The sequence below is a fragment of the Spongiibacter pelagi genome, from assembly GCF_014705705.1.
GTDB lineage: Bacteria > Pseudomonadota > Gammaproteobacteria > Pseudomonadales > Spongiibacteraceae > Spongiibacter > Spongiibacter pelagi.
On the sequence record NZ_JACXLD010000010.1, the window covers coordinates 1 to 23,225 of the forward strand.

General features: G+C 53.4%; 23 protein-coding genes. 3 read left to right on the forward strand and 20 right to left on the reverse strand.

Annotation, left to right across the window (positions count from 1 at the left end; all coding sequences use genetic code 11):
• The first annotated feature begins 180 nt into the window (after window positions 1-180).
• The gene (locus IB286_RS13570) at window positions 181-627 is read left to right on the forward strand and encodes a glutathione S-transferase family protein (RefSeq protein ID WP_008250905.1); all 447 of its coding nucleotides are present in this window, start codon (window positions 181-183) and stop codon (window positions 625-627) included.
• 231 nt (window positions 628-858) lie between these two features.
• Here the strand turns inward: IB286_RS13570 and IB286_RS13575 are convergent, their stop codons facing one another.
• From IB286_RS13575 to IB286_RS13615, 9 genes are read right to left on the reverse strand one after another with little or no spacing between them, the layout of a single operon-like run.
• Entirely contained in the window at window positions 859-1,848 is a 990-nt protein-coding gene (locus IB286_RS13575; protein WP_008250904.1) for an aldo/keto reductase, read from the reverse strand.
• 32 nt (window positions 1,849-1,880) lie between these two features.
• Window positions 1,881-2,825: a Gfo/Idh/MocA family oxidoreductase gene (locus tag IB286_RS13580; protein ID WP_008250903.1), complete on the reverse strand. Its 945-nt coding sequence runs from the start codon at window positions 2,823-2,825 to the stop codon at window positions 1,881-1,883.
• Between the two features lie 54 nt (window positions 2,826-2,879).
• A complete protein-coding gene (locus IB286_RS13585) occupies window positions 2,880-3,719 on the reverse strand; it encodes a class III extradiol dioxygenase subunit beta (RefSeq protein ID WP_008250902.1) in 840 nt (279 codons plus the stop codon).
• Between the two features lie 47 nt (window positions 3,720-3,766).
• Window positions 3,767-4,144: a protocatechuate 4,5-dioxygenase subunit alpha gene (gene ligA / locus IB286_RS13590; protein ID WP_008250901.1), complete on the reverse strand. Its 378-nt coding sequence runs from the start codon at window positions 4,142-4,144 to the stop codon at window positions 3,767-3,769.
• A gap of 26 nt (window positions 4,145-4,170) precedes the next feature.
• Complete coding sequence (locus IB286_RS13595; RefSeq protein WP_008250900.1) at window positions 4,171-5,061, reverse strand: amidohydrolase family protein; 891 nt, start codon at window positions 5,059-5,061, stop codon at window positions 4,171-4,173.
• A complete protein-coding gene (locus tag IB286_RS13600; RefSeq protein WP_008250899.1) occupies window positions 5,058-6,080 on the reverse strand; it encodes an amidohydrolase family protein in 1,023 nt (340 codons plus the stop codon). Before IB286_RS13600 ends, IB286_RS13595 begins: the two co-directional genes overlap by 4 nt.
• Before the next feature lie 4 nt (window positions 6,081-6,084).
• Entirely contained in the window at window positions 6,085-7,005 is a 921-nt protein-coding gene (locus IB286_RS13605) for an NAD(P)-dependent oxidoreductase (RefSeq protein WP_008250897.1), read from the reverse strand.
• A complete protein-coding gene (locus IB286_RS13610) occupies window positions 6,998-8,098 on the reverse strand; it encodes a 4-oxalomesaconate tautomerase (RefSeq protein ID WP_008250895.1) in 1,101 nt (366 codons plus the stop codon). The genes IB286_RS13605 and IB286_RS13610 overlap by 8 nt, the downstream gene beginning before the upstream one ends.
• Window positions 8,099-8,100: 2 nt before the next feature.
• The gene (locus IB286_RS13615; RefSeq protein WP_008250894.1) at window positions 8,101-8,790 is read right to left on the reverse strand and encodes a 4-carboxy-4-hydroxy-2-oxoadipate aldolase/oxaloacetate decarboxylase; all 690 of its coding nucleotides are present in this window, start codon (window positions 8,788-8,790) and stop codon (window positions 8,101-8,103) included.
• 139 nt (window positions 8,791-8,929) lie between these two features.
• Here IB286_RS13615 and IB286_RS13620 point away from each other — a divergent pair, with 139 nt between their 5' ends.
• Complete coding sequence (locus tag IB286_RS13620) at window positions 8,930-10,129, forward strand: LysR family transcriptional regulator (protein WP_040803725.1); 1,200 nt, start codon at window positions 8,930-8,932, stop codon at window positions 10,127-10,129.
• Window positions 10,130-10,176: 47 nt separating this feature from the next.
• Here IB286_RS13620 and IB286_RS13625 read toward each other — a convergent pair whose 3' ends face one another.
• From IB286_RS13625 to IB286_RS13675, 11 genes are all read right to left on the reverse strand, one after another.
• Entirely contained in the window at window positions 10,177-10,617 is a 441-nt protein-coding gene (locus IB286_RS13625; RefSeq protein WP_008250891.1) for a MarR family winged helix-turn-helix transcriptional regulator, read from the reverse strand.
• Between the two features lie 211 nt (window positions 10,618-10,828).
• Window positions 10,829-12,136 (reverse strand): TetR/AcrR family transcriptional regulator, encoded by a 1,308-nt coding sequence (locus tag IB286_RS13630; RefSeq protein WP_008250889.1) that lies wholly within the window; start codon window positions 12,134-12,136, stop codon window positions 10,829-10,831.
• Window positions 12,137-12,679: 543 nt separating this feature from the next.
• Window positions 12,680-13,354: a VOC family protein gene (locus IB286_RS13635; RefSeq protein ID WP_008250887.1), complete on the reverse strand. Its 675-nt coding sequence runs from the start codon at window positions 13,352-13,354 to the stop codon at window positions 12,680-12,682.
• A gap of 104 nt (window positions 13,355-13,458) precedes the next feature.
• The gene (locus tag IB286_RS13640) at window positions 13,459-14,436 is read right to left on the reverse strand and encodes a 3-keto-5-aminohexanoate cleavage protein (RefSeq protein WP_008250885.1); all 978 of its coding nucleotides are present in this window, start codon (window positions 14,434-14,436) and stop codon (window positions 13,459-13,461) included.
• Window positions 14,437-14,755: 319 nt separating this feature from the next.
• A complete protein-coding gene (locus IB286_RS13645; RefSeq protein ID WP_040803722.1) occupies window positions 14,756-15,451 on the reverse strand; it encodes a sulfotransferase family protein in 696 nt (231 codons plus the stop codon).
• 61 nt (window positions 15,452-15,512) lie between these two features.
• The gene (locus IB286_RS13650; RefSeq protein ID WP_008250876.1) at window positions 15,513-16,580 is read right to left on the reverse strand and encodes a phosphotransferase; all 1,068 of its coding nucleotides are present in this window, start codon (window positions 16,578-16,580) and stop codon (window positions 15,513-15,515) included.
• Window positions 16,581-16,582: 2 nt separating this feature from the next.
• Entirely contained in the window at window positions 16,583-17,767 is a 1,185-nt protein-coding gene (locus tag IB286_RS13655) for an acyl-CoA dehydrogenase family protein (protein ID WP_008250875.1), read from the reverse strand.
• A gap of 63 nt (window positions 17,768-17,830) precedes the next feature.
• Window positions 17,831-18,256, reverse strand: coding sequence for a GFA family protein (locus IB286_RS13660; protein ID WP_008250874.1), 426 nt, complete (start codon window positions 18,254-18,256; stop codon window positions 17,831-17,833).
• A 23-nt stretch (window positions 18,257-18,279) separates the two neighbouring features.
• A complete protein-coding gene (locus IB286_RS13665; protein ID WP_008250873.1) occupies window positions 18,280-18,801 on the reverse strand; it encodes a hypothetical protein in 522 nt (173 codons plus the stop codon).
• A 72-nt stretch (window positions 18,802-18,873) separates the two neighbouring features.
• Entirely contained in the window at window positions 18,874-19,497 is a 624-nt protein-coding gene (locus IB286_RS13670) for an FMN-dependent NADH-azoreductase (RefSeq protein WP_040803719.1), read from the reverse strand.
• Window positions 19,498-19,611: 114 nt separating this feature from the next.
• The gene (locus tag IB286_RS13675) at window positions 19,612-20,739 is read right to left on the reverse strand and encodes a zinc-binding dehydrogenase (protein ID WP_190766493.1); all 1,128 of its coding nucleotides are present in this window, start codon (window positions 20,737-20,739) and stop codon (window positions 19,612-19,614) included.
• Window positions 20,740-21,286: 547 nt separating this feature from the next.
• Here IB286_RS13675 and IB286_RS13680 point away from each other — a divergent pair.
• Window positions 21,287-22,834 (forward strand): AMP-binding protein, encoded by a 1,548-nt coding sequence (locus tag IB286_RS13680; protein ID WP_040803792.1) that lies wholly within the window; start codon window positions 21,287-21,289, stop codon window positions 22,832-22,834.
• Window positions 22,835-23,225: the final 391 nt, after the last annotated feature.

Below are 23,225 nucleotides of genomic sequence, written 5' to 3' on the forward strand. Positions count from 1 at the left end.
ATTTAATGGCGCCAATTGAGGGGTATCGGCCGAAAGGTGAAAGTTGATGCCTCTCTACAGGCCAGTAAACATGGGCGCTTCAGAGGCTTTTGCAGTATTTGGAGGCAAAATCCCTAGGACCCCGTTTACGACAGCTGGGTGATTATTGATTATCTGGACAAGCAGATTTAAAGCGGCACCATGCTGACCCCGCAGAATGCCAATACTCAGACGCAAATGCGTGCATTTATCGAACAGGCTTCACTGGATGATTCCCGTGCCCTGGGCGTATCACTCGGCACCTCAACTCCCGTGCTCACACTACCGGTGTTGCGCTACTGCCTTAAGCAACAACCGGCGCTCTCAGTATTGTGGAAGTACCGCAAGCACCCTATTCCCGCACGCCGCTGGGGTATAAGTATGGCCCGCTCGCTACCGTTACCGCCCTCACTATCCAGAAAATCACTGCAAAATGTGGGCGAGGAATTGAAAAACATCGAGGCTATGCTGCAATCAGGACAGGAGTATTTGTTTGGCGAATTCAGCCAAGCCGATATTATGATGGCGGCACACTTCCACCGACTGGAAGAAGTTGCACTCGGCGCAATTCTTGAAGAAGAAAAGCTCCCAAATATCGCCGCCGCTTGAAGAGTCGCCCCGCCTACGAAAAAGCGATTACCGAGTGGCACGACCCAATCTGGCGGGAAGCGCTGGACGCGGTATTTAAAGGCCAGCCTTCACCAGATTTGGAAAAAATCCGAACAATAGCCACCGACTGAACAGCAAACGGCTCTTGGTCTTGCTTATATGGCGCGCTAAGTGAGGTTCTGCAAGTAGGATTCAGCAAAATGCCGAGCCAATACAGAGAAGAGTGCTTGCTTAGGCAAACTCTTCTGTATCGATCTCCTGCTGGGTCGCCGCCGGGTAACGCGGCCCCTGAACCGTATTCGGGTTAATCAGTTCGTTGAGTTTGCCCAGAGTTTCTTCAGACAAGACCAACTCCAGCGCGCCCACGTTTTCTTCAAGATGAGCCAGTGAGGTGGTGCCGGGAATAGGCAGCACATGCTCACCACGGGTCAGCAACCAGGCCAGACAAAGCTGTGCCATGCTGCAATTATTCTCGGCCGCCAGAGTGGCAAACTTCGCCATCCATTCCTGGTTCGCGCTTAAGTATGGCTCTTGAAAACGCGGCATACCCCGACGAATATCGCCCTCTACAAGCTGCTCGGGGCGGTCGATACCGCCACAGAGAAAACCGCGACCAATCGGTGAAAAGGCCACAAAGGTCGCGCCGATTTCACGGCACAAATCCAGCACTGCAATTTCCGCATTGCGTGTCCACAGCGAATACTCGGTCTGCACGGCAGTAATAGGATGTACAGCATGGGCCTTGCGCAGGGTATCCGCCGAAACTTCCGACAAACCCAGTGCGCCGACTTTGCCCTCCTCCACCATTTTCGACAGCGCACCCATGCTTTCTTCAATGGGTACGCTTTTGTCCCAGCGGTGCAGGTAGTAGAGATCGATATGGTCTGTCTGCAAGCGTTGCAGGGCTTCGTCAATGGTTTTCACTAGGGTTTCCGGCCGACCGTCGATCACCCGCTTGCCATCAACCCCGGTCATACCGCATTTGCTGGCCAGATGGATTTCACCGCGCAGCGACTTAAGCGCCTTGCCCACCAGGGTTTCGTTACTGCCAAAACCGTAGAGTGCCGCGGTGTCGAAATGCCGCACGCCCAGTTCAAAGGCGCGATGCAATAGCGTAATGGCATCGGCTTCACTCGGCGGGTGGCCGTAAGCGTGACTGAGATTCATACAGCCCAAGCCGATGGCCGGAACCTGATGACTGCCGATATTACGCTGTTGCATTGCCCTTCCCTTTCTTTCTCTTTGGTGTTTGTTTAGCCAGCCAGTTGTTGCTCGAGGTCGTGCAACACTTTATAGCAAGGCAGTACTTTGCCAACGCTGGAGTTAGGCTCGCGGCCTTCAGCAATCGCGGCGAAGAATTCCCGATCCTGCAGCTCAATACCGTTCATGGACACATCGACTTTCGACACATCAATTGCTTCTTCCTTGCCGTTCACCAGATCGTCGTAACGGGCGATATAGGTGCCGTTATCACAGATGTATCGGAAGAAGGTTCCCAGCGGGCCATCGTTATTGAACGACAGCGACAGCGTACAGATTTTGCCGCTGGCGGTTTGCATCTGGATAGACATATCCATGGCAATGCCCAGCTCGGGGTGAATCGGCCCCTGTACCGCATTGGCTTTCACAATCGGATCGCCAGCCTGGTAGGCAAACAGATCGACAGTGTGAGCCGCATGGTGCCACAGCAGGTGATCCGTCCAGCTACGCGCCTCACCCTTGGCGTTAATGTTCTGGCGACGGAAGAAATAGGTTTGCACATCCATTTGCTGAATATTCAGCTCGCCATTCTTAATACGGTTGTGCACCCACTGGTGAGAGGGGTTAAAGCGGCGGGTGTGACCCACCATGCAAACCAGGCCAGTTTCCTGCTGGGTTTTCATTACCGCCTCAGCATCGGCCCAGCTGTCAGCCAGGGGAATTTCTACCTGTACGTGCTTGCCCGCCTTCATGCACTGAATCGATTCAGAGGCGTGTTGCTGAGTCGGGGTACACAGAATCACTGCCTCGGCTTCGGTCTCTGCCAGCGCCTGAGCCAGATCAGTCGAGACGTGCTTGATGCCGTAGTTATCGGCGACTGCCTGGGTTTTTTCTAGGGTGCGGCCAACCAGCGACACCACTTCTACACCATCAATAATTTTAATGCCGTCCAGGTGCTTGATACCAAAAGCGCCGGGGCCAGAAACCAGAACCTTCATTGCGTTCTCCTTATATCGTTAATTCATTTGGCGTCGTTGATGTTGCAACATCACTCAGGGATTTTCCAAAATCATATGGCCTACTGCGGTATTCGAGGCAGGCACATGGTAGAAGCGGTGCTTCTGCACGACCTTGCTCTGCATGGCGCCACGAGCAACCAGCCACATTACCAGCTCGATACCTTCTGAGCCGGCCTGACGAACGTAGTCAATGTGGGGAATATCCACCAGCGCCTGAGGATCATCCGCCAGACGATCAAGAAAGGCGTTATCAAACTCCTTGTTAATCAGCCCCGCACGCGGCCCCTGCAGCTGGTGGCTCATGCCACCAGTGCCCCAGATCTGCACGTTCAGGTCTTCGTCGAAGGACTCGACTGCCCGCTTCAGCGCCTCGCCAAAGGCAAAACAGCGCTTGCCTGATGGTGGCGGATATAGCACTACATTGACCGCCACAGGAATCACCAGACAAGGCCATTCTTCCGGCTGACCAAACATCAGTGACAGCGGCACGGTCAGGCCGTGGTCAACGTCCAGAGAATTGACCACCGTCAGGTCAAACTCGTCCTGAATCACGGATTGAGCAATGTGTGCCGCCAGACGCGAATGGCCTTTGACCACCGGCACCGGGCGCGGCCCCCAACCTTCATCGGCGGGCTGGAATTCCTCACCGGTGGCAATGGCGAAGGTGGGGACAAAATTGGAGTCGAAGGCGCTGGCGTGGTCGTTGTATACCAGCAGCACCACATCAGGTTTGTTCTCGCGGATCCATTCCTTGGAGTAGTCGTAACCGGCAAAGAGTGGTTTCCAGTAGTCCTCACCAGACTTGCCGTTATCGAGTGCCGCGCCGATGGCCGGCACGTGCGACGAGTATACACTCGCGGTAATTTTTGCCATTGTGGTACCTCATTGCGCCCCAACCGGAGCGTATTAAGTGTAGAGCGTTACTTGTACATATTGCCTTCTGGAGAACGACCCCCATCCAGCATCATCTGCGCGTATTCAGGCTGACTCATGCCGGTCATAGTCGCCGCTGCGTGCTGGAAGCTCAGTCCATCCGACGAAAAAATCTTGGCCAGAAAATAAATATTGCCGCCCAGTGACATCATGCGGTTGTAGTCCCGCGCAAGTACCGCCAGCTTTTGGTCTTCGGTCATCGGCCACTCATCTAGGTAAGCGCGCTGATCCGCCTTGAAGCGCTCGCGGTTTTCCGCCTTCATCAGCGACATACAGAACTGATTGAGGTGGAAACCCTGGCGTGCCATATCGGCGTCAAAAATCGTGGTACCGGGAATATCCTGATAGGGTTTGTCTAGTGCCATAAATAGCCTCCTGTTATTCCAGCCGCTTAATCCGACCAGTAGAGCCGCATCGGGTTAGCCACCAGCAGTTTTTGCTGCAACTCGGCGGTGGGTGCAATGCGGGGAATCATATCAACCAGATGGCCGTCGTCGGGCATATGGCTTTTCATATTCGGATGCGGCCAGTCTGTGCCCCACAATACGCGGTCGGGAAACAGCTCTACAATGCGGCGGCCAAAGGGCACAAAGTCGTCATAGGTCGGTGCGCCACTCAGCGACAAACGCTCGGGGCAGGTCACCTTCGACCAGAAATTCTCGTTCTCACGCAGCAGCTTGACGAACAACTCAAACTCGGGCCCGTCAACCGGCTTGCTGACATCGGGGCGACCCATGTGGTCCACCACCACAGTGGTGGGCAGCGCCGTAAAAAAGTCATACAGCTCGGGCAGTTCCTGCGCCTCGAAATAAATCACGATGTGCCAGCCCAGCGGCTTGATACGCTCGGCAATACTGCTCAGGCTGTCAAAGGGCAGCGCATCCACCAGACGCTTCACAAAGTTAAAGCGCACACCGCGCACGCCGGCGGCGTGCAGCGCTGCTAGTTCCTTGTCGGTGACACTGGCCTTGACCGTGGCCACGCCGCGAGCCAAACCATTGGAGTGGTTCAAGGCATCAACCAGCGCGCGGTTATCTGCGCCGTGGCAGGTTGCCTGAACAATGACATTACGGGAAAAGCCGAGATAATCCCGCAACGCCCACAACTGATCTTTGGAGGCGTCACAGGGGGTGTACTTGCGCTCCGGCGCAAAGGGGAATAAATCCCCGGGGCCAAACACATGGCAGTGGGCATCTACCGCGCCAGCAGGTGGCACGTAGCTCGGTTTGCTGGGCGACTGGTGCCAGTGCAGCCAGTCGGCGTCGGGGGTGAACTGGCTCATTCTCCTCGCTCCTTCAATGAGGCATCCAGTCGTGGATACACCCGGCGGGCATTGCCTTCAAAGACCTTGTAGCGGTCTTCGTCGGAAAGCGGCAACGCATCCAGATAACGTTTGGTGTCGTCGAAATACTGTCCGGTTTGCGGGTCGATACCGCGCACCGCACCGACCATTTCCGAGCCAAACAGAATATTGTCGATGTCGATCACCTTGAACAGCAGGTCGATACCGGGCTGGTGGTAAACACAGGTATCGAAGAACACATTCTTCATCACGTGCTCGTCCAACGGCGGCTGCTTGAGCATGTCGGCCAGACCACGGTAGCGACCCCAGTGGTAGGGCACCGCGCCGCCGCCGTGGGGAATAATAAAGCGCAGCTCAGGGAAATCCTTGAACAGATCGCCCTGCAGAAACTGCATAAACGCGGTGGTGTCGGCGTTGATGTAGTGGGCACCGGTAGCGTGGAAGTTGTGGTTGCAGGAACCGGACACGTGCACCATCGCCGGCACATCCAGCTCAACCATTTTTTCATAGAACGGGTACCAGCTTTTATCGGTCAGCGGCGCGGAAGTCCAGTGACCACCGGAAGGGTCGGGGTTCAGGTTACAGCCGACAAAACCCAGCTCGTTGACGCAGCGCTCCAGCTCGGCAATGGAGTTGGCAATCGGCACACCGGGCGACTGAGGCAACTGGCACACGCCAATAAAGGTTTCGGGGTAGAGATCGACTACTCGCTTAATCAGATCGTTACAGGCGCTGGTCCATTGCTTGGACACCGCCTCGTCGCCAACATGGTGAGCCATGGTGGAGGCGCGTGGCGAGAAGATGGTCATGTCGGCGCCACGCTCTTTCAGCAGGCGCATCTGGTTCTGCTCGATGCTCTCACGAATCTGGTCATCGCTGATTTGCGGCACTTCAGGCAGCGCTTCGCCTTTTTTAAAGGCTTCCAGCTGTGCCTCACGGAACAATTGATGGGGTTCTGGAGCAGTAGTGTAGTGCCCGTGGCAATCGATAATTTTCATAATTCTAGGCTTCTCCATTCATAGTACTAATTTGGGCGTTGATCGCGTCCAGCAAAGGGTTCAATTCTGTTTCACTCAGCTGGGCTTTGAATTTTGCCGCCCAGTCCTGGCGCTCGGCACAGGCCGCGCTCATCCACGGTGACAAACCCGCTTCGTTGACGGTCTTGGCCACTTCACGCATTTCTGCCGCGCGCCGCTCTCCGTGCAGTAGTGAGCGGGTAATCAGGTAGTGGGCATGTTCCGGCCAGTCGGGGCGGGGGAACAGGTTATTCAGCGAGGCCAGCACCACCTCATCAACACCGTAGTGCCGCGCGGCCAGTAAGGACTCGGTTACCAGTGCCTCCATGCCTTTAATAATCACACTGCGACACATTTTTGTAGCCGCCGCGATGCCCAGCTCCGCCGAAGTGGCACGCATGTCGCTAAAGCCCAGCTGCTCTCCAATAGCTTCGAAGGCCGCCGCGTGGGGGCCACCCAACAAGATCGGCGCGTCGGTGCGCTTGGGGTGAATCGGCGACATCACCGAGGCCTCGACAAAGCGTCCGCCTGCGGCCGTCACCATTTCTGACAGTTGCTTTTTGGCTGCCGGCGAGATGGAGTTAAGGTCGACAAACCAAGCCTCGGCAGCTAGTCCCGCCAACACCGACTCCGCGGCGGGCACCGCCTGCTCGGCGGTCACCATCGACAGCACCAGCTGGCAGTCTTTGGCAGCACTTGCCGCATCCGCAGCCCGACTCACCCGGTCAGAGGATGCCAACGACGCCCAGTGCGCTTCTGCCGCACTGCCGGTCGTGCCAAACTGCGCGTCCCACAGTTGCAAGTCCAGTTCGGTTTTCGCCAGCAGGTCCTCGGCCACGGCCAGGCCCACTTCGCCTAAACCAATCAGCGCGATGCGCTTCACTTTAGCCAGCTCAAGGTCAGCCATGCTCGCTCTCCAACTCGGCGGGCACCATCACCTCACCGCGCATCAGCAGCCGCGCCGTGCGCAACAGGGCCGCGCGCTTAACGGTAAAGCTATCGAGGCTATCGCTACCGGCCACTTCCATCTCTACAGTGAAAAACCCGGTCGGGTGCTCCACCTCCAGCTGACATACGCCATCGGCCGCAGGCACCGCTGCCACGGACTGCGCGACCGAACCCGGCAACATGCAGCCGGAGGCCACACTGACCGAACCCAGCACACCAATGGCTTCGTGAACCCGGTGAGGGATAAACGTGCGGGTATTGATCGAACCGCCGGCCAGCGGCGCAGAGATCAGACTCATCTTGGGCACGGTTTTGCTGGTCACGTCACCCAGATTCATCAGTTTGCCCGCCGCCAGACGGATGGATTCGATGCGCGCTTTCAACTCGGCATTGGCTTCCAGCTCCGCCGGAGACTCCAACCCGCTCAGGCCAAAGTCTGCCGCCCGCAGTAAGACCACCGGCATGCCGTTATCGATGCAGCTCACCTCAATTCCTTCGATCACATCGAGGGTGTTACCTGTGGGTAACAAGGCACCACAACTGGAGCCGGCAATATCGAGAAAATCGATTGGGATCGGCGCTGCCGTACCCGGCACGCCGTCAATACGGGCCTGCCCGACGTAATTTACACAGCCGTTGGGGGTTTCCACCCGAGCCACCGCGCGGGCACCGGTATTCACCATATGGATGCTGACATCGGTGTGTCCGTTCTGAGCCGCGACCAAGCCATTCTCAATGGCAAAAGGTCCCACCCCAGCCAGAATATTGCCGCAGTTTTGGGCGTCACTGACCTCGGCCTTATCGACCACCACCTGTAGGAAAAGATAGTCCACATCGACGCCGGGCAGCGATGACGGCGAGATCACCGCCACCTTGCTGGTCAGCGGGTGAGCACCGCCCATGCCGTCAATCTGGCGGGCATCCGGAGAGCCCATCGCCGCCAGCAACAAACGGTTGCGAGCTTCGGCGTCGGCAGGCAAGTCACTGGCCAGAAAATACAGGCCCTTGGAAGTGCCGCCGCGCATAACCTGACAGGGAATCGCCTTTTGCATGATTAGGCTTCGTCCAGCGACTTCACGTAACGCAGGCCTTTTTCCGCCAGACGCTCGCGCATATTGTAGATATCCAGCCCTAGTTCACCGGCGACCAGGCGTTCGCGCTTGCTGTCTTCGTTAGCCACCCGCTTGAGCACACTGGTGTGCACCGCCTCGGCTTCCTGGCGGCGCACTACCACCACGCCATCATCGTCGGCCACAATCAAATCACCGGGATTGACCAACGCGCCCGCACATACCACCGGCACATTGACGTTGCCCACGGTTTCTTTAACCGTGCCCTGACCAAACACCGCTTTGGACCACACCGGGAATCCCATCTCGGTCAAAGTGGCAATGTCCCGCACGCCAGCATCGATAATCAGCCCGACAACCCCCCGCGCCTTCAATGAGGTGGCCAACAGATCACCAAAATAACCGTCTTCACAAGGGCTAGTCGGAGCAACAACCAACACATCGCCTGGTTGGCACTGCTCTACAGCCACATGCAGCATCCAGTTGTCACCTGGCGCCACTTCACAGGTTACGGCGGTGCCAACGATTTTGGCTGGGCGGTAAATAGGGCGCATATACGAAGCCATCAAGCCCTTGCGGCCTTGCGCCTCGTGAACAGTGGCCACTTCAGCACCTTGGTACTGTTCCAGCACCTCAGCCGAAACACGCGTAATATCGGTTACACAAACAGGCATGGTCGCTTCCCCTATTTACTAAAATTCCGAACTTTATTATGGCCCAGCGTACTCATCTCGGCATGTTCGAAAGCTGTACCCAGGTATAAGTTTTTTCTATAATGTTCTTATTTCACTGCACCTCGACTCAGTTATGTCCATGAGAGACACCGCTCCCTCACCACCCAACTTGCGCCACCTCAGCGCCGCTCTGACTATATGGAAATTGGGCAGCATCAGCCGCGCCACCTCTAGCGTGCATCTATCCCAATCAGCCATCACCCAAGGCCTGGCCAAACTGGAGCAAGAACTGGATATATTGCTCTTTACCCGCTCAAGTACTGGCCTGCATGCCACCGAGGCAGGCGAAATTTTTCTTCGCCGGGCCGAACGGGCAGTGAATTGGCTGACCGCCATTGAGCAAGCCACCAGCCTACGCTCAGGCCGAAAAACGCAGCCCCTATACCGACGCCTCACCTCCACCCAACTCAGAACCCTACTCAGCGTTGTCGAACAAGGCAGTTATTCTCGGGCAGCACAGCACCTTGGACTGACCCAGCCCACAGTGCACCGCGCGATAAAAGAATTGGAAATTGTTTGTAACCAGGAGCTATTCCAGCGTTCACCAGCGGGTATGGAGCCGAGCTGGTTGGCCAGAAAAATGGCTCGACTCACAAGCCTCTTTCTTTCCGAAATTCGCCTGGGTCGCGAAGAAGTCGAAGAGCTGAAAGGGCTTAGCGCAGGTAGTGTGCGGATTGGCTGCCTGCCACTAGCGCGAACCAAACTGGTTCCGCATGCGGTCACGCACTTACTGAATGAATTTCCTGCAGCACATATCAGTATTATCGATGGGCCTTACGAGGAACAGCTACACGCCTTACTGCACGGCCAGCTGGACATGATAGTCGGCGCGCTGCGCCACCCCAGTCCTAGCCCAGAGATCGAGCAACAATTTTTATTTCGGGATTCCCTCCACTTGGTGGTACGTGCAAGCCACCCCCTGGCTGGCCGCGCTGCGCCACCCACAGCAGAACTGCGCAACTTGGGATGGATTGCGCCCAAGCACAATACCCCTGCGCGAGAAACCTTCAGCCGTTTTTTTGCCGATTCGGGCTTTGATCCGCCTACACAAATGATTGAATGCAGTTCGTTGGTTGCCATCCGTAGTCTGCTACTAGACAGCGACCGGGTCGCCCTGCTCCCCGCCCGGCAGGTTGAACTGGAAGTGGAGATGGGGATACTCGCTGCCAGTCCCCAGCCTCTCGAGGGAACGGGTCGCGATATAGGAATAACCGTTAGGAAAAACTGGCAGCCGACACGATTGCAGAAACGCTTCCTAGCGCTTCTGGACAACTTTTAGGGAACCCCGATCTACATAACCGATTCCACAGCATGAAAAGCTGCCGCCTAGAAGTCGATAGTTTGAAGGTTTTCACTGACGTGATGAAGCACCATCAGGCACTTTTCCAATTCCCGCTTTGAAATGCCTTTAGTCGCAGCTTCATTAATTTCAGGCGCAATGTGCATAAGCTTCTTTTCGAGATCACGCCCCTTCGGAGTCAAATAAACACACATCTTGCGACGATCAATTTCGTCCCGCTTTCTGGTTAGCAATCCATCTTTTTCCATGCCCAGAATCATCGCTACCGTGGTGTTTTCCTTGACATTGATAGCATCACCCAACTCCTTTTGCGTCAGGCCCTCACGCAGCCAGAGTACCCTCAAGTAGTACCAGTAGCCCGCCTTAAGACCAAACGGCGCTAGTCGAGCTGCCAGTAAACGATCAAAAGCTCTATGCGCTATGCGAACCTGATAGCCCAGACTCGCCTTCGGTGGAAGTGACGCCAATGTTTATCTCCCTTGCCCGCCGTACCCGCAATCGCCCGCATCCTCAACTTACCGCTAGCTGGGAGAAAGAAGTCGAAGCCTAATTCCAGAACGAAGACTCGCAACGCAATTCGGTCGCCAACAGAGAAGGCAAGAATAAAAAACCAAACTCTACCAAGCCCAGCGCAATGCTGCGTCTCGCAGCAAAACCCACAGATCACAACGACGCAAGCTACGACCGCGCCGCCTGACCTGCCAACTCAAGACCAAGAGCAATAACTTGCTCTGACAAGTCCCCCTGCTTCTGGACCAAATTCCGAACTGCAATGCCCTTCACCATATTCCACAAAAAACTGGTGATTTGGTAGGCCTTACCGGCCTCAACCCCCGATTCCATCAAACGGCTCGCCCACTGGTTCTGAGCGCCCGGAGAATAGCGCTCCTCCAGCGCTTTGCGCACCTTTGCCAGAGACTCATCTTTTCCAGAAGCGATCAGTATATCCAGCGTGACTTTATAAGAATCATCAAAGAAACGCGCCTGAGCATCCTCGACAATAGCAGATAGGATGTCTGCATCTTTAGTTGCGCCAATTCGACGCAAACTGTCCTGTTCTATCCGGTCTACTATACGCTCGTATACCGCTGCAACGAGTAGGTCCTTGGTAGGATAATGGTGTAACAGCCCGCCCCGGGAGACTCCTGACTGATCGATAACCTTGGCTGAACGGAGTCCAGCATGCCCCAAATCCCGCATAATTTGGTACGTTGTATCGAGAATTTGGTCCCGAGTGGAGGCACTGCGCCCTTGTTGGCCTTTATGATCGACTGCCCCTTCCACAGGTATGCCATTGCCTAGCTTCGACCCGGGCGGACTCGGGGGAGAGCTTGGCAGAGCGGGAGAGCCAAGTCTTTTCGACTTGAGATAACCGGTAAGAAGGCCTACAGCAAATTCGAGCTCGCCAGCATTTTTCTTCCCACGTCCGCCCTCTATTTTTCGGCCAACAACGTAACCCCTCTGAATACTCCACAACAGCACGAGGATTGCTGCAGCTTCCTGGCGGCTGATACCTGACTGGGCAATTCGATGAACCCACGCTTCTTCAATTGGTACCCGACTATTTGCTGAGATTTCTCTGACGCCGTCAGCAAGATGCTCCTCTTCGCCCGCAGAAACCAGCATATTTAAACTAACGGTATATAATTTGCTCGTTAAAAAATCTTGAGCGTGGCGGGCCGCCTGATCAATAACGTCCTCATCCGCTGTTTTGGCCGCATCAAACTCGGCCTGCCCCACCTCACTCTCGAACAGACGCTCGATTGCCGCTTCAATAAGTTCCTTTTTGGTGGAAAAATGGTGGGTTTGACCACCCCTGGAGACTTTAGCACGAGCAGCAGCATCGGCTATTCGAAAGCGCGAATAACCATTTTCAAGAAGGAGGTCGACGGTGGCCTTAAGGAGTTTACCAGACGTTTCACTGCGGCGCTCTTCTTGCGTGCGTCGCCTTTTTCTGGGGCTACTCTTTTTTGTACTTGGAAGCATTGTCTGCAGACATGTTACCTAGGGGGGATGACAGAGCCGGAAAATCAACGAAACAAATTCAGAATACGGCAGTACCCTGTGATGTTAAATGGGTTACTCCTTAAAGGCAAGGAAGTATAACCATGCCTCGAAGAGCCAATCCTAGAAAACGAAAGCGCGAGAGGCCTTGAAGGCATGACACTTATAAACTATTCAATACTTGGTCAGTACCTGGGTTTTCGAATTGGACTGTCAACATGCCTGAGATTGAACGCAGACCACCCAGGGTGTTTTATAACTACCTTCAGCTCGATATTTCCATAACACCCCGCAGCATGAACAATATGCAGATCAAAATAGGCAGCAGTGCAGATGATAGAGGCCAGCCCGCTCCATGCTACTTCAACCAGCCTCTTCAACGCTTTGTGCGACGCTGTCGAAATTGTGCTAATCCTTTACGCCTGCTTCAAATCAACTTAAGTTCGACAACACAAAGGCGATCGTTATGACGTCAAAGACCTTGGGTTATGTCCATAACCCTCACCGCTCCATGCTTGCTGACGATTACTCAGGCGCATTGAATCGCATTGCTTCTTTGAGCTCTTCGTCAGAAAGATAGCCAAGAGCGTCAAACATCGGCCGTGGAATCGGCGTCGGGTACATAGCGTTATCCAGACTGGGTTGCTTCACCGCACCTCCTTGACTGGCAAACGCCGGTGGATTGAGGTAGCGTTTCAAATCCGCTTCGCTCATTCCGAGTGTCTTAGCGGTACTAGGGTCGACCCAGTCTTCCGCTCGCACTGGCTCACATTGATCCGTGGTAGCAAACTCAAGTTGCATCCCTTCAGGACCACCAAAGTACATGGAGTGACTCATGCCATGCTCCAGCGGACCAAAAACAGCGTAGCCATTGCTTCTCAGGCGATCCCTCAGGGTCATCATTTCCTCAAGACTGTCGCAACCGAAGGCCATATGTTGCATTGCACCGCCAGCCACCGGGTGCGCGGTGTCAATTGCGTGGCTCACGCCATAGACAGGCTCGACATTGACGTCCTTTATTTGCACGAAGCTCACATATGCGTCTTTCCCCGCTTCAATAAAGCAATGAGAAGCACCAGGAACTCCGTGCATAGGAAAAATCCCAACCAGCTTCATACCGAGAACCTGGGTATAAAACTCAATTTGCGTTTTCATATCATTTGTTATGAAAGCGGCATGGTGTACACCAGTAAATGCCATGATATCTCTCCAAAAATAACTTGCGTCAACGACCTTAAGTACTTTGACGGATGAGCTCCGAGCCCACCTTCGTATTTAGAAAATAAACCATCAAAATCCAAAAGCTATCGTTCGGGCATACCGAACATTCTACGCATTTCATTGGCGGTCGCAGGTCTGCGACCGTGCATTTCGGCAATCTCCTTTGCGCGCTTGAACATTTCTAAGTTGCTGGTGAATTTCTCATCAGAGTTAGGATACTTGAATTCGGTATCCTCAGTACCAACTCGAATGTGCATACCCAGCATGGTCGCCAGCGTGGTGAAGTACATCGTGCCACGACCTGCTGCACAACCAATGAACTGGGCGTTGGGATCGATTTTCCGTATCTGGTGCTGCAGCAGCAGCATCTGCCGAACCAAATCATCCATATCCATTACCGTATTACCTGACAACAGCGTGCGCCCTACGTCAAAAGGCAGACCGAACAGCAGCCCCCACAGAACCGGCCCCTTCATCAGCCCTTTGTCGATAATACGGCGCTTCATCAACTCGATTTCACCGGAGTTGTGAATTGCCACTTGGGGCAGTACGCCGTATTCGAACAATGTCTTGACCGCATTGGTCACAAACACTTCTGGGTGACCCGGAGCACAGGGTGCAGTCTCCGCCAAACCGGCTTTCACCGGGCTCATGCACTCTTCGAAGGTCGCTCCGTTCAGAACATTCAGGTCTGCCATAAAGCTATAACCATAACGCTTGCGCAGCGGCTCAAGCACCATCGGGTAAGCTTCAGTAGGGGGAATCTGGTCCAAACGGCGGCCCTTCTCATCCGTCACCCAGGTAAAATCAATGTGGACAGACCAAGCACCTTCCTCAATTACTGCAGAGGCCTCATCAATGTACTTTTCAACAGAAGATTTGGATGCACCGGCCTTTGCGTCATCGCCAAAACGATTTGATACTGCACAGGAGATACCAATAATTTCAGGCACATCCCACTTTGGCTGCACGTAGTCCCCAAGGAAGCTGTATCCCTCCATTTCCTGCTTTGCAGCCTCCCACAGGGACGGAATGTTTTTCATATCGATATTGTCACTCATTATTTTTCCTCAGCTACCTTATCCAGAAGTTATAAGGCCCGGACCTTTCGGGCATGTTACAAACAGGTTGTACTGTCTATATAGTTGTGGATTCAAGCACAATTCCAAGCTCTGCGCAACCATCAAACCGTGCCTACAGAACCATCGATAAAGTGCAAAAACCCTCACCTCTTACCGGCATTACCAAGCGGCAACAACAAGTAGCCGCAACTATTTGTAATACGGACAACACTGCAGCTCCCTACAATTCCATGCCGCTCACTATTCCGGGGCAACTTCCGAAACACAATAGTTGGCGAATCGCGATAGAGAGTAGCCGCTAAAACACCCAAAGCATAATAATCAGCCCCATCAAGATATAAGGTAGGTAACTTAGAGCCTTGAAAATTTTAACAATGCGCTCAATTTCATGGGCCTCATTCACCCGCGGATATGGCTCAGCAGGAATATCCTTCCCCAGGAATTCACACAGCGGTTGCCATCCATCAGCGGGGTGGTGCACCAGCAGGCGCTCAGGCGGGTAGTACGCTTTGACGTCTTCAGTATTTTGCAGGAACACCTGTTTCGCATACGCCTCGTCAGCGAATCGACCGCCAAACACCCCATCCCAAACAACCCCTGTCACCATTTGATGGATGGTGCGCATCCGCGGACTTAACCAACGCAACCAGCGGGGCATGCTCTGGGTAAAAGCAAATATAGTGCTGCGGGTGCTGTCGTACCATTTGTCTGCGTCACGTACAGAAAGAACAATTTTGGCATCGGGATAATGGGCTGCCAGCTCTTTATGAAACTTGGCCGAGGGCCAGTCGCAAGCCGCCTGAAAGCCCTCAAAGATGACACTCCATTCAACCGCCTCCCCCGCACCTGCTCGATTAAACAAATCGACCTGGTCGCGCCGAGGCATCACTTCCTTCATATGGTGGCATGGGGCATAACCCAATCTCTCCAAAGCGACCTTAAGAGAATTTGTACTCGTCCGACCGAAACCGGCCCCAATAACCTGCAAGGTCACAACAAGCTCCCAATGATTAAAGTACGTTTATCCCCTGCACCAAAGCCAGACGCATAACACATTATTGACAGGCTTCCATTGCTCTGCGGGCCAGCTCCGCCAGGGTCGGGAAAGATGCCGCGCGATCTCGGGCATGAGCAGACGCGGCGCTGCCTTTTATCACCCGCCCCTTGATACCATGGAAAATCGCGGCCAGTCTGAAAAAGTTGAAAGCAATATAAAAATCATAGTTGGCGATAGCACTGCGCCCGGTACGACGACAGTAGTCAGCAATATAGTCTTCCTCCGTCGGAATGCCTAGCTCATGCAGGTCCGCCCCCGACAGGCCCGCAACGATATTCGGCGGCATCCGGTACATCATTGCGTGGTAAGCAAAATCCGACAGGGGGTCACCCAAAGTAGACAGCTCCCAGTCTAGCACTGCGAGTATGCGCGGCTCTGTAGGGTGAAAAATGACATTGTCACAACGGAAGTCGCCGTGAATAAGCGTTGTAGTATTGCCCTCTGGTATGTTTTCCGGCAGCCATTCAATAAGGCGATCCATATTGGCATCTCTGCCAGCGTCGCCGTCGTCCAGGTACTGCTTCGTCCAACGGGCAATTTGGCGCTCAAAGTAATTACCCGTGCGACCATAATCGCCCAAGCCCAATGCTTGGTAATCAAGGGTATGCAACTGCGCGATAGTCGCATTCATGGCGTCAAAGTAAGCGCGGCGTTCAGACTTGGCCACATCTGGGAAGGTAGCATCCCAAATAATGCGACCCTCAATCATCTCCATAATGTAAAAATTGCTGCCAATAAGCGTTTCATCAGTGCACAATCCGTAAACATGAGCGACAGGGTAGCCCGCTTTACCCAGCCCAATCAGCACAGTGGCTTCACGCTCCACCGAGTGCGCCCCCTTGACCAGCTTTCCCGGCGGTTTGCGCCGCAAAACGTAACTTCGGCCAGAAGTGATCAGTTTATAGGTGGGATTGGATTGCCCCCCCTTAAACTGCTCAACTCGAAGAGGTCCCTCAAAGCCCTCTACATTGGCCTTCATCCAGTTAGCCAGCGCGGCTTCATTAAAGGCAAACCCTTCCCGAACTGGGGTTGATCCAGAATTTGATGAATGATCGGAAGCACTCATAACTACATCGCTTTCCAATCGCGCTTGATTTTTTTAGCCAGGGACCACTTATGAACTTCGGTTGGACCGTCGTAGATGCGAAAAGCACGAATCTCACGAAAGACCTGTTCAACAACTGTATTCTGAGTCACACCAGTCCCGCCCATAACTTGAACACAACGGTCAGCAATGCGCATGAGAGCTTCAGAAACCGCCACTTTTGTCATGGAACTCTCCACAGTCGCAAGCGATCCACTATCAAGCACGGCGGCACACCAGTCGATCATTAGTTCGGCCTGTTTTAGATCAATCAGATTCTCCGCAAGCATAAAGCCTACACCTTCATGATCAACTAGCAGTTTCCCAAAAGCCTCTCGCTGACAGGCATAATCAGTCGCGATTTCATGGGCGCGCTTGCACGCACCGAGCCAGCGCATACAGTGCGAAAGCCGGGCTGGGGATAGACGCACTTGAGCATACTTGAAGCCCTCACCAGCCTCCCCAAGCATCTGCTCAGCCGGCACCCGGAGATTGTCTATCGTGAAGGTGCCGTGCCCGCCAGGCATAGCATTATCGATGGTGTGAGGGAGCTCATCGAGGCGAATCGCCGGGTTGGGGAGATCCACCAAAAACATACAGGCCCCCTCTTCGGCGGCGGCCATAACAATACCGACCTTTGCACCTATGGCACCAGTAATAAAAGCCTTCCGACCATTGATCACCCAATCATCACCATCCCGACGACAGGTGGTTTTCATCATAGATGGATCGGAGCCTGCACCGTTCTCACTCGCTGGCTCGGTCATAAAAAATGCTGACCGCGCCTCGCCGGAGGCTATCGGCTCCAAAAAGCGCATCTTGAGGGCGGGGCTGGCGACATGCCCCATTAGGTACATATTGCCTTCGTCCGGCGCCGCTGTATTACAGGCTACAGGACCGATGGGAGACAATCCTGAATTTATCAATACTAGAGCTGTCTCCCGCTGAGTGAGATGATGACCATCTGGTCGAATATGGGGTGTCATTACCCCAGCTTCCCGCGCCTTGTGACGCATCTCCATCACAAGCTCTTCGGTGGGCGCACCATGACTATCCCGACGGGCATCTTTCTCATAGGGAACAATCACATTGCGCACAAATTTTTCTACCCGCGCTGCCATCTCCACAGCGTAATCGCTCACCGGAGTCGCCAGGGAGGATTGTTTCATACCACATCTCCACTCAATTACGTCACGCCCCCGCGCAAACGCCAACACAGGGATTCCGAAGGCTCAACCTCGCAATTTAGGTGAATCAGCGCCCAGCGAGAAAACAGTTATTCCTTCAGGAAGCGGTACCCATTTCTTCACCTCATTTCCCCACACAGCAGCAATCGGCGGCGGCATATCCACTCCTGACAATGCGCCCAACGCGATCCCCCAGGAATTGGGCCGTCCCTCCGCGCGCCAAAATACAGTACTGCCGCACTCCGGACAAAAATGAAACGTGACCGTATTGCCGCTGTCAGCTTTGCGGGCGAATACTTTATAGTCACCCTCTATTTTTACACCGCTTTGGGCAAAAAATGCGTGCGTGCTATACACGCTACCTGTTCGACGTTGACACTGCTGACAACCGCAGATCGCAACAATCTCTGGCTCACCGTCTACTGCCATTACTACCTGACCACAGGCGCAGCTTGCTTTTCTTAGGCTCATCTCCTTACCCCTTTACTTGTCAATCAAAATGGTTTGGTTAAGGCCAAAATTAATACGGCAGGGATAAATACAACAATCGGATACGCTAGCCTTGTGAGGTATTTGTAGTAAAATTTCCGAAAAGCTTCGTATTTTGGTCTGTCGGCTTCTTTGTTTCGCTCCATACGTGGCGCTTTCACATGAGTCAACCAGATATCGTAAATTTCCATAGGCACAAAGAATCCAACCACTATCAACATCTTTGCAAAAAACCACCCACTGGCAAAACTCGCCACTCCAGAGGCGTAAAGCATTAACCCGGTTATTAACAGCACTGCCAGCGCAATATGTTCAAGAATAACAACCCGGTCCATCTGTTCCAGAACCCATTCCCCGCGACGCTTTAGCTCTGGATCATCGGGATTGGCCTTTAGCTTTTTCATTGTCGGATTGACGTAAAACAGCATTGGAGAAATGGTGGTAAATGACCACAAAAAAGCCGAAATGATATGAGCAGCTTTGACGCTCAAAAAGTGGCTCAGCACGAAGTTCTGAATAACGTCCACTAGTACATCCTCAAAGTAAATTATGACAAGAAGACCTGAATACCCACTCAACAGATCATATATTCCAGACGCCTAAAATTCGGCGGCCGCCTGCTTTAGAATTTCGGAAAATTCTGCAATATACTGAGCACGCTCTTCAGACGTTGGCCTAGTTGTACTCTCAGCCACCACAACTCGATGATCCAAGATACCCATAAAGCCAAAAATGGATCTGAGATACGGCAGCTGATTATCGAACGGATCACCAACCGGTACTGAGGAGCGTGTGAGAACGAACTGCAATGGTCGATCTTTCAGCAAACCAAAATGCTCCCCAGTCTCTGGGTTAAAGCCAAAGGTCACCAGAGGTTGTACAATTATGTCGATGTAGTGTTTAAGTTTGTAAGGAATCGAACCATTCCACATCGGCGTGGAAACGATGATTTTGTCAGCCTTATCAAAACGCGAGATCACGTCGAGAATAACCTGCCACTTCTGCTCTTGCTCCTGAGTTAGCTGATCGCCAAAAATGGGCGCGAACTTGGCTGTAGTCTGATCAAAGCCAAACTCGGGCAAATCACTCTCAAACAGCGATAGGGTTTCAATCTCGTGAGCGGGATTAATTTTCCGGTATTCATCAAGAAAGATATCCGCCATCTGGCCGGAAGCTGAATATTCCCTTTTGGGACTTGCATGAACATGAAGCACTTTTGTCATTATCATTTCACCATCTGTTTCAAGCTGACAAGATAATCATAGGCCACCCGCGCCAAATGCCTGACTGATAGCGTCCTCAACCACCAGCAGAACCCGCCCAGGGCAACCCACATGTTACAAATTGGGTTTTATTAAAAATTTGGACCCCGTCGAACGCGCAGCCGCCACCCGGATTTTTTCGGGGCAGAGAATTTCTCTAATGGTGGCCGAATGCCCAAACTCACTGGCAAATGTTGTATATATTTCCCGTTCGACACGTGCCTTTAATGCCGCCGTCGCCTCGTTGCCAATCTTTTCAAGGAAGGGGAACAACAACCAACCACCTGCCCCCCAGGCCATACCGTAGTTCTTACGCAGGACAATGGGACTGGTGTCGAGCCCTCCGTAAAAATACACCTGCTTATATACGTTTGATCCGTAACGACTGTAAGGTGTTTTTCCGGTGTTTGCCCTCTCCATCGCTGCAAGTATGCGGCTGGCAAGGTCACCACCACCAACAGCGTCAAAGGCAATGGTTGCCCCCGTCTCGCCGATAGCAGCGACCAGTTCATCGTCGAACGTGGGCGAGCTGCTATTGCATACATACTTGGCGCCCAGACCTTTTAACAACGTCACCTGAGCCTCGCTGCGGACAACATTTACCAGGCCAACGCCATCTGACTTGCAGATTTTTACTAGCATCTGACCGAGATTTGAGGCTGCAGCAGTATGAACCAAGGCCGTATGACCATCTCGGCGCATCGTCTCAACCAAGCTCAGGGATGTCATCGGATTTACAAATGCGCCAGCGCCATCTTCAGGGCTTGTGCCATTGGGCAGCGCCAGACAATCACCAGCATTAATCTTGCGGTACTGGGTGTACATGCCTCCGCCGACCATGGCAACCACGTTGCCGACCAAGTGCTGGGCCAGCTCCCCGGCGGCCACCACGGTGCCCATTCCTTCCAAACCTACTCCAATGGACTGGCCAACTCGCTCAGAAAACCGCCCAAAATCGGCTTCTGGAATGTCCGCAACGAGCCCACCATTGTCGGTAAGCCGAAATGCATCAGCGGACACACCACCCAGCATAGACCCAAGATCGGAAGGGTTCATCGGCGCTCCTTCGACCCTCACCACCAACTCATCCCCCACAGGACTACCGATCTCCACTACCTCCAGCGATAAATACAGCCTTGCGTCTTCACCAACGAAAGAACGCAACTCGCAATTAGCCAGTGGGAACTCTACTTTTTCAGTCATAACCGCCTCTGAGAAAAATAACTATGCAAACAGGGATGGGCCGTAGAATATTCTGACCCACTCCATGTTTCTTAGATCTCTAAACCTGCAAGCACGAATCTCGGATACTGCGAGCCGGGCTTAACCCCTAGGATTCTTAGAAACAGGTTATACTGTCTTTACGCTGCCATTTCAAGAGCACTTTTCCCCACCAAACCTGAAGCCGGTCATCACCCTTCAATTGAACCATGTAAACGATTAACCTGCAGGTAGGCATCCATCGCCCCAAAGCCCGCGTACTCAGCGCGAACACGCGAAGTGCCAGCCTTAATCAGCGCCAATGACAAACTTCAATTGACCCACAATAAAAACAGGTTATACTGTGTTTAAAATGAAAGAATAAATCGCTCTGATCTAGCACAGCAATAGATGTCCGATACCGAAGTATCGAAAAATTGAACGGTATACAGCGCCGTTCTGGATGATTGCAGCTGTACAACCTCAACAGCTCCTAATCAGGCAATTATTCACCGCTGAGTTTTACTCGGCCGTACAAAGTGAGAGTTCGATGCGCACACAACTGCATAAAGAAATTTTTACTCCACACCTGCTCATCCGAGCACTTCAGGACAATGCCGACCGCGAAGTTATCTTTCTACCCGACGGCAGCTCAAGAACCGGAAGAGAGATTGCCGATGAAACCAGTCGCTACTGCCAGGCGTTCCGAGCCCAAGGACTCAATCGCGCTAGCCGTATTGCCTTACTGTCCGGCAATAGAGTAGAAGTTATTCACGTCACTGATGCCGCGCTGTTGGAGGCAATGCTTATCACCTCTCTACACCCAATGGGCGCAGTCGATGACTTCGCGTACGTCGTCGAAGACGCCAATATCGACACCATTATTTTCGATCCCAAATTCGATCACTTGGTTGGCGAACTTAAACAGCGCTGCCCCCAGCTAAAACGTGTCTGGTCGCTGGGACAGAGTAACTCCGGCGAGAACCTCCTGCCCTTTGTGTCTAATCACGATGCGGCGCCGCTAATTGCCCCCGAGGTAAATGGAGAAGACGTATACCGGCTAACCTATTCCGGCGGCACAACGGGCAAACCCAAGGGAATCGAAGGCTCATACCGCTGCTTTATGACAATGACCCAAATCATGATGGCGGAGTGGGAATGGCCCGAAAACACGCGCCAACTTCTAGTCTCGCCCCTGAGCCACACTGGCGGCACCCTATTTCTACCCACCCTGCTTGCCGGTGGCTCCATGTACGTGATCCCCGCGTTTGAACCAGTCAAAGTCATGGAAATGATTCAGGAGCATAAAATTAACTGCATGTTGATGGTGCCAACCATGATCTACGCTCTGATGGATCACCCTCGTGCACCCGAGTTTGACCTGAGCAGCCTGGAAACCATAATTTACGGCGCCTCGCCAATGTCAGTACCACGCCTGCAGGAAGCCATCAAAAAATTCGGCCCGATCTTCTTCCAATTCTACGGCCAGAGCGAGTGCCCAATGACGATTTCGGTGATGCGCCGCAGCGAGCATTTGGTTGACGACCCCAAGCGCCTGTCGTCCTGCGGCCGCCCCGTGCCCTGGATTGATGTTGCGCTTCTCGACCACCAGGGCAATCCAGTGCCCGATGGCGAGCCCGGCGAAATCTGCACCCGCGGGCCCTTGGTGATGCCAGGTTATTACAACAAGCCCGATCTTACGGAGGAAGTCTTTGCCCACGATTGGCTCCACACTGGAGATATTGCAATTAAGGACCCCGATGGTTTCTTAAGAATTGTCGACCGCGCTAAAGACATGGTCATTACCGGCGGCTTCAATGTGTTCCCGCGGGAGGTAGAAGATGTAATTGCCACCCATCCGGCCGTCTCTGCGGTCTCGGTATTTGGCACTCCAGACGAAAAGTGGGGCGAGGCGGTCACTGCAGCAGTCGCGCTGAGACCCGGCATGGAAGCCTCTGCCGAGGATATTTCCAAACTGGTGCGCGCCACAAAAGGCCCCCACCAGACACCAAAAATTATCCATTTCGTCGACGCCATCCCCGTCACCAATCTGGGAAAGCCCGACAAAAAGGCCCTCCGCAAACAATTTAGTGGTTAATCGACAATTTTGGACTTGGGCGCGGTAAAATTCCGCTGTGGGCATCGAGAAAATTCCGCTAGAAGTTTGCAGTGAAGTGCTTACAACTGATTGGAAGTCGCTATAAACCACCGCGTTATGCCGACTACAAAGGCAAAGGTGGCATAAACCGCCACCTTATCCTTCTCCGGAAAGGTCGTTGCTACTATGTCAGCCCCCAGATTTCACGACAATTTTGATCTGGAAAACGGCATACTCATCATAAAAAAGAACTCGATCGCTACCTAGCTACGGCGTTATCTGAGGTGACAGTCTCACTCGGCAATTAAGATTTCATCACTTTTGAGCCGTTTCCGCCGGACAAAAAGGCATGTCTGCCAATGTCAGAAGGCGCGTTATTTTTTGAACCCCA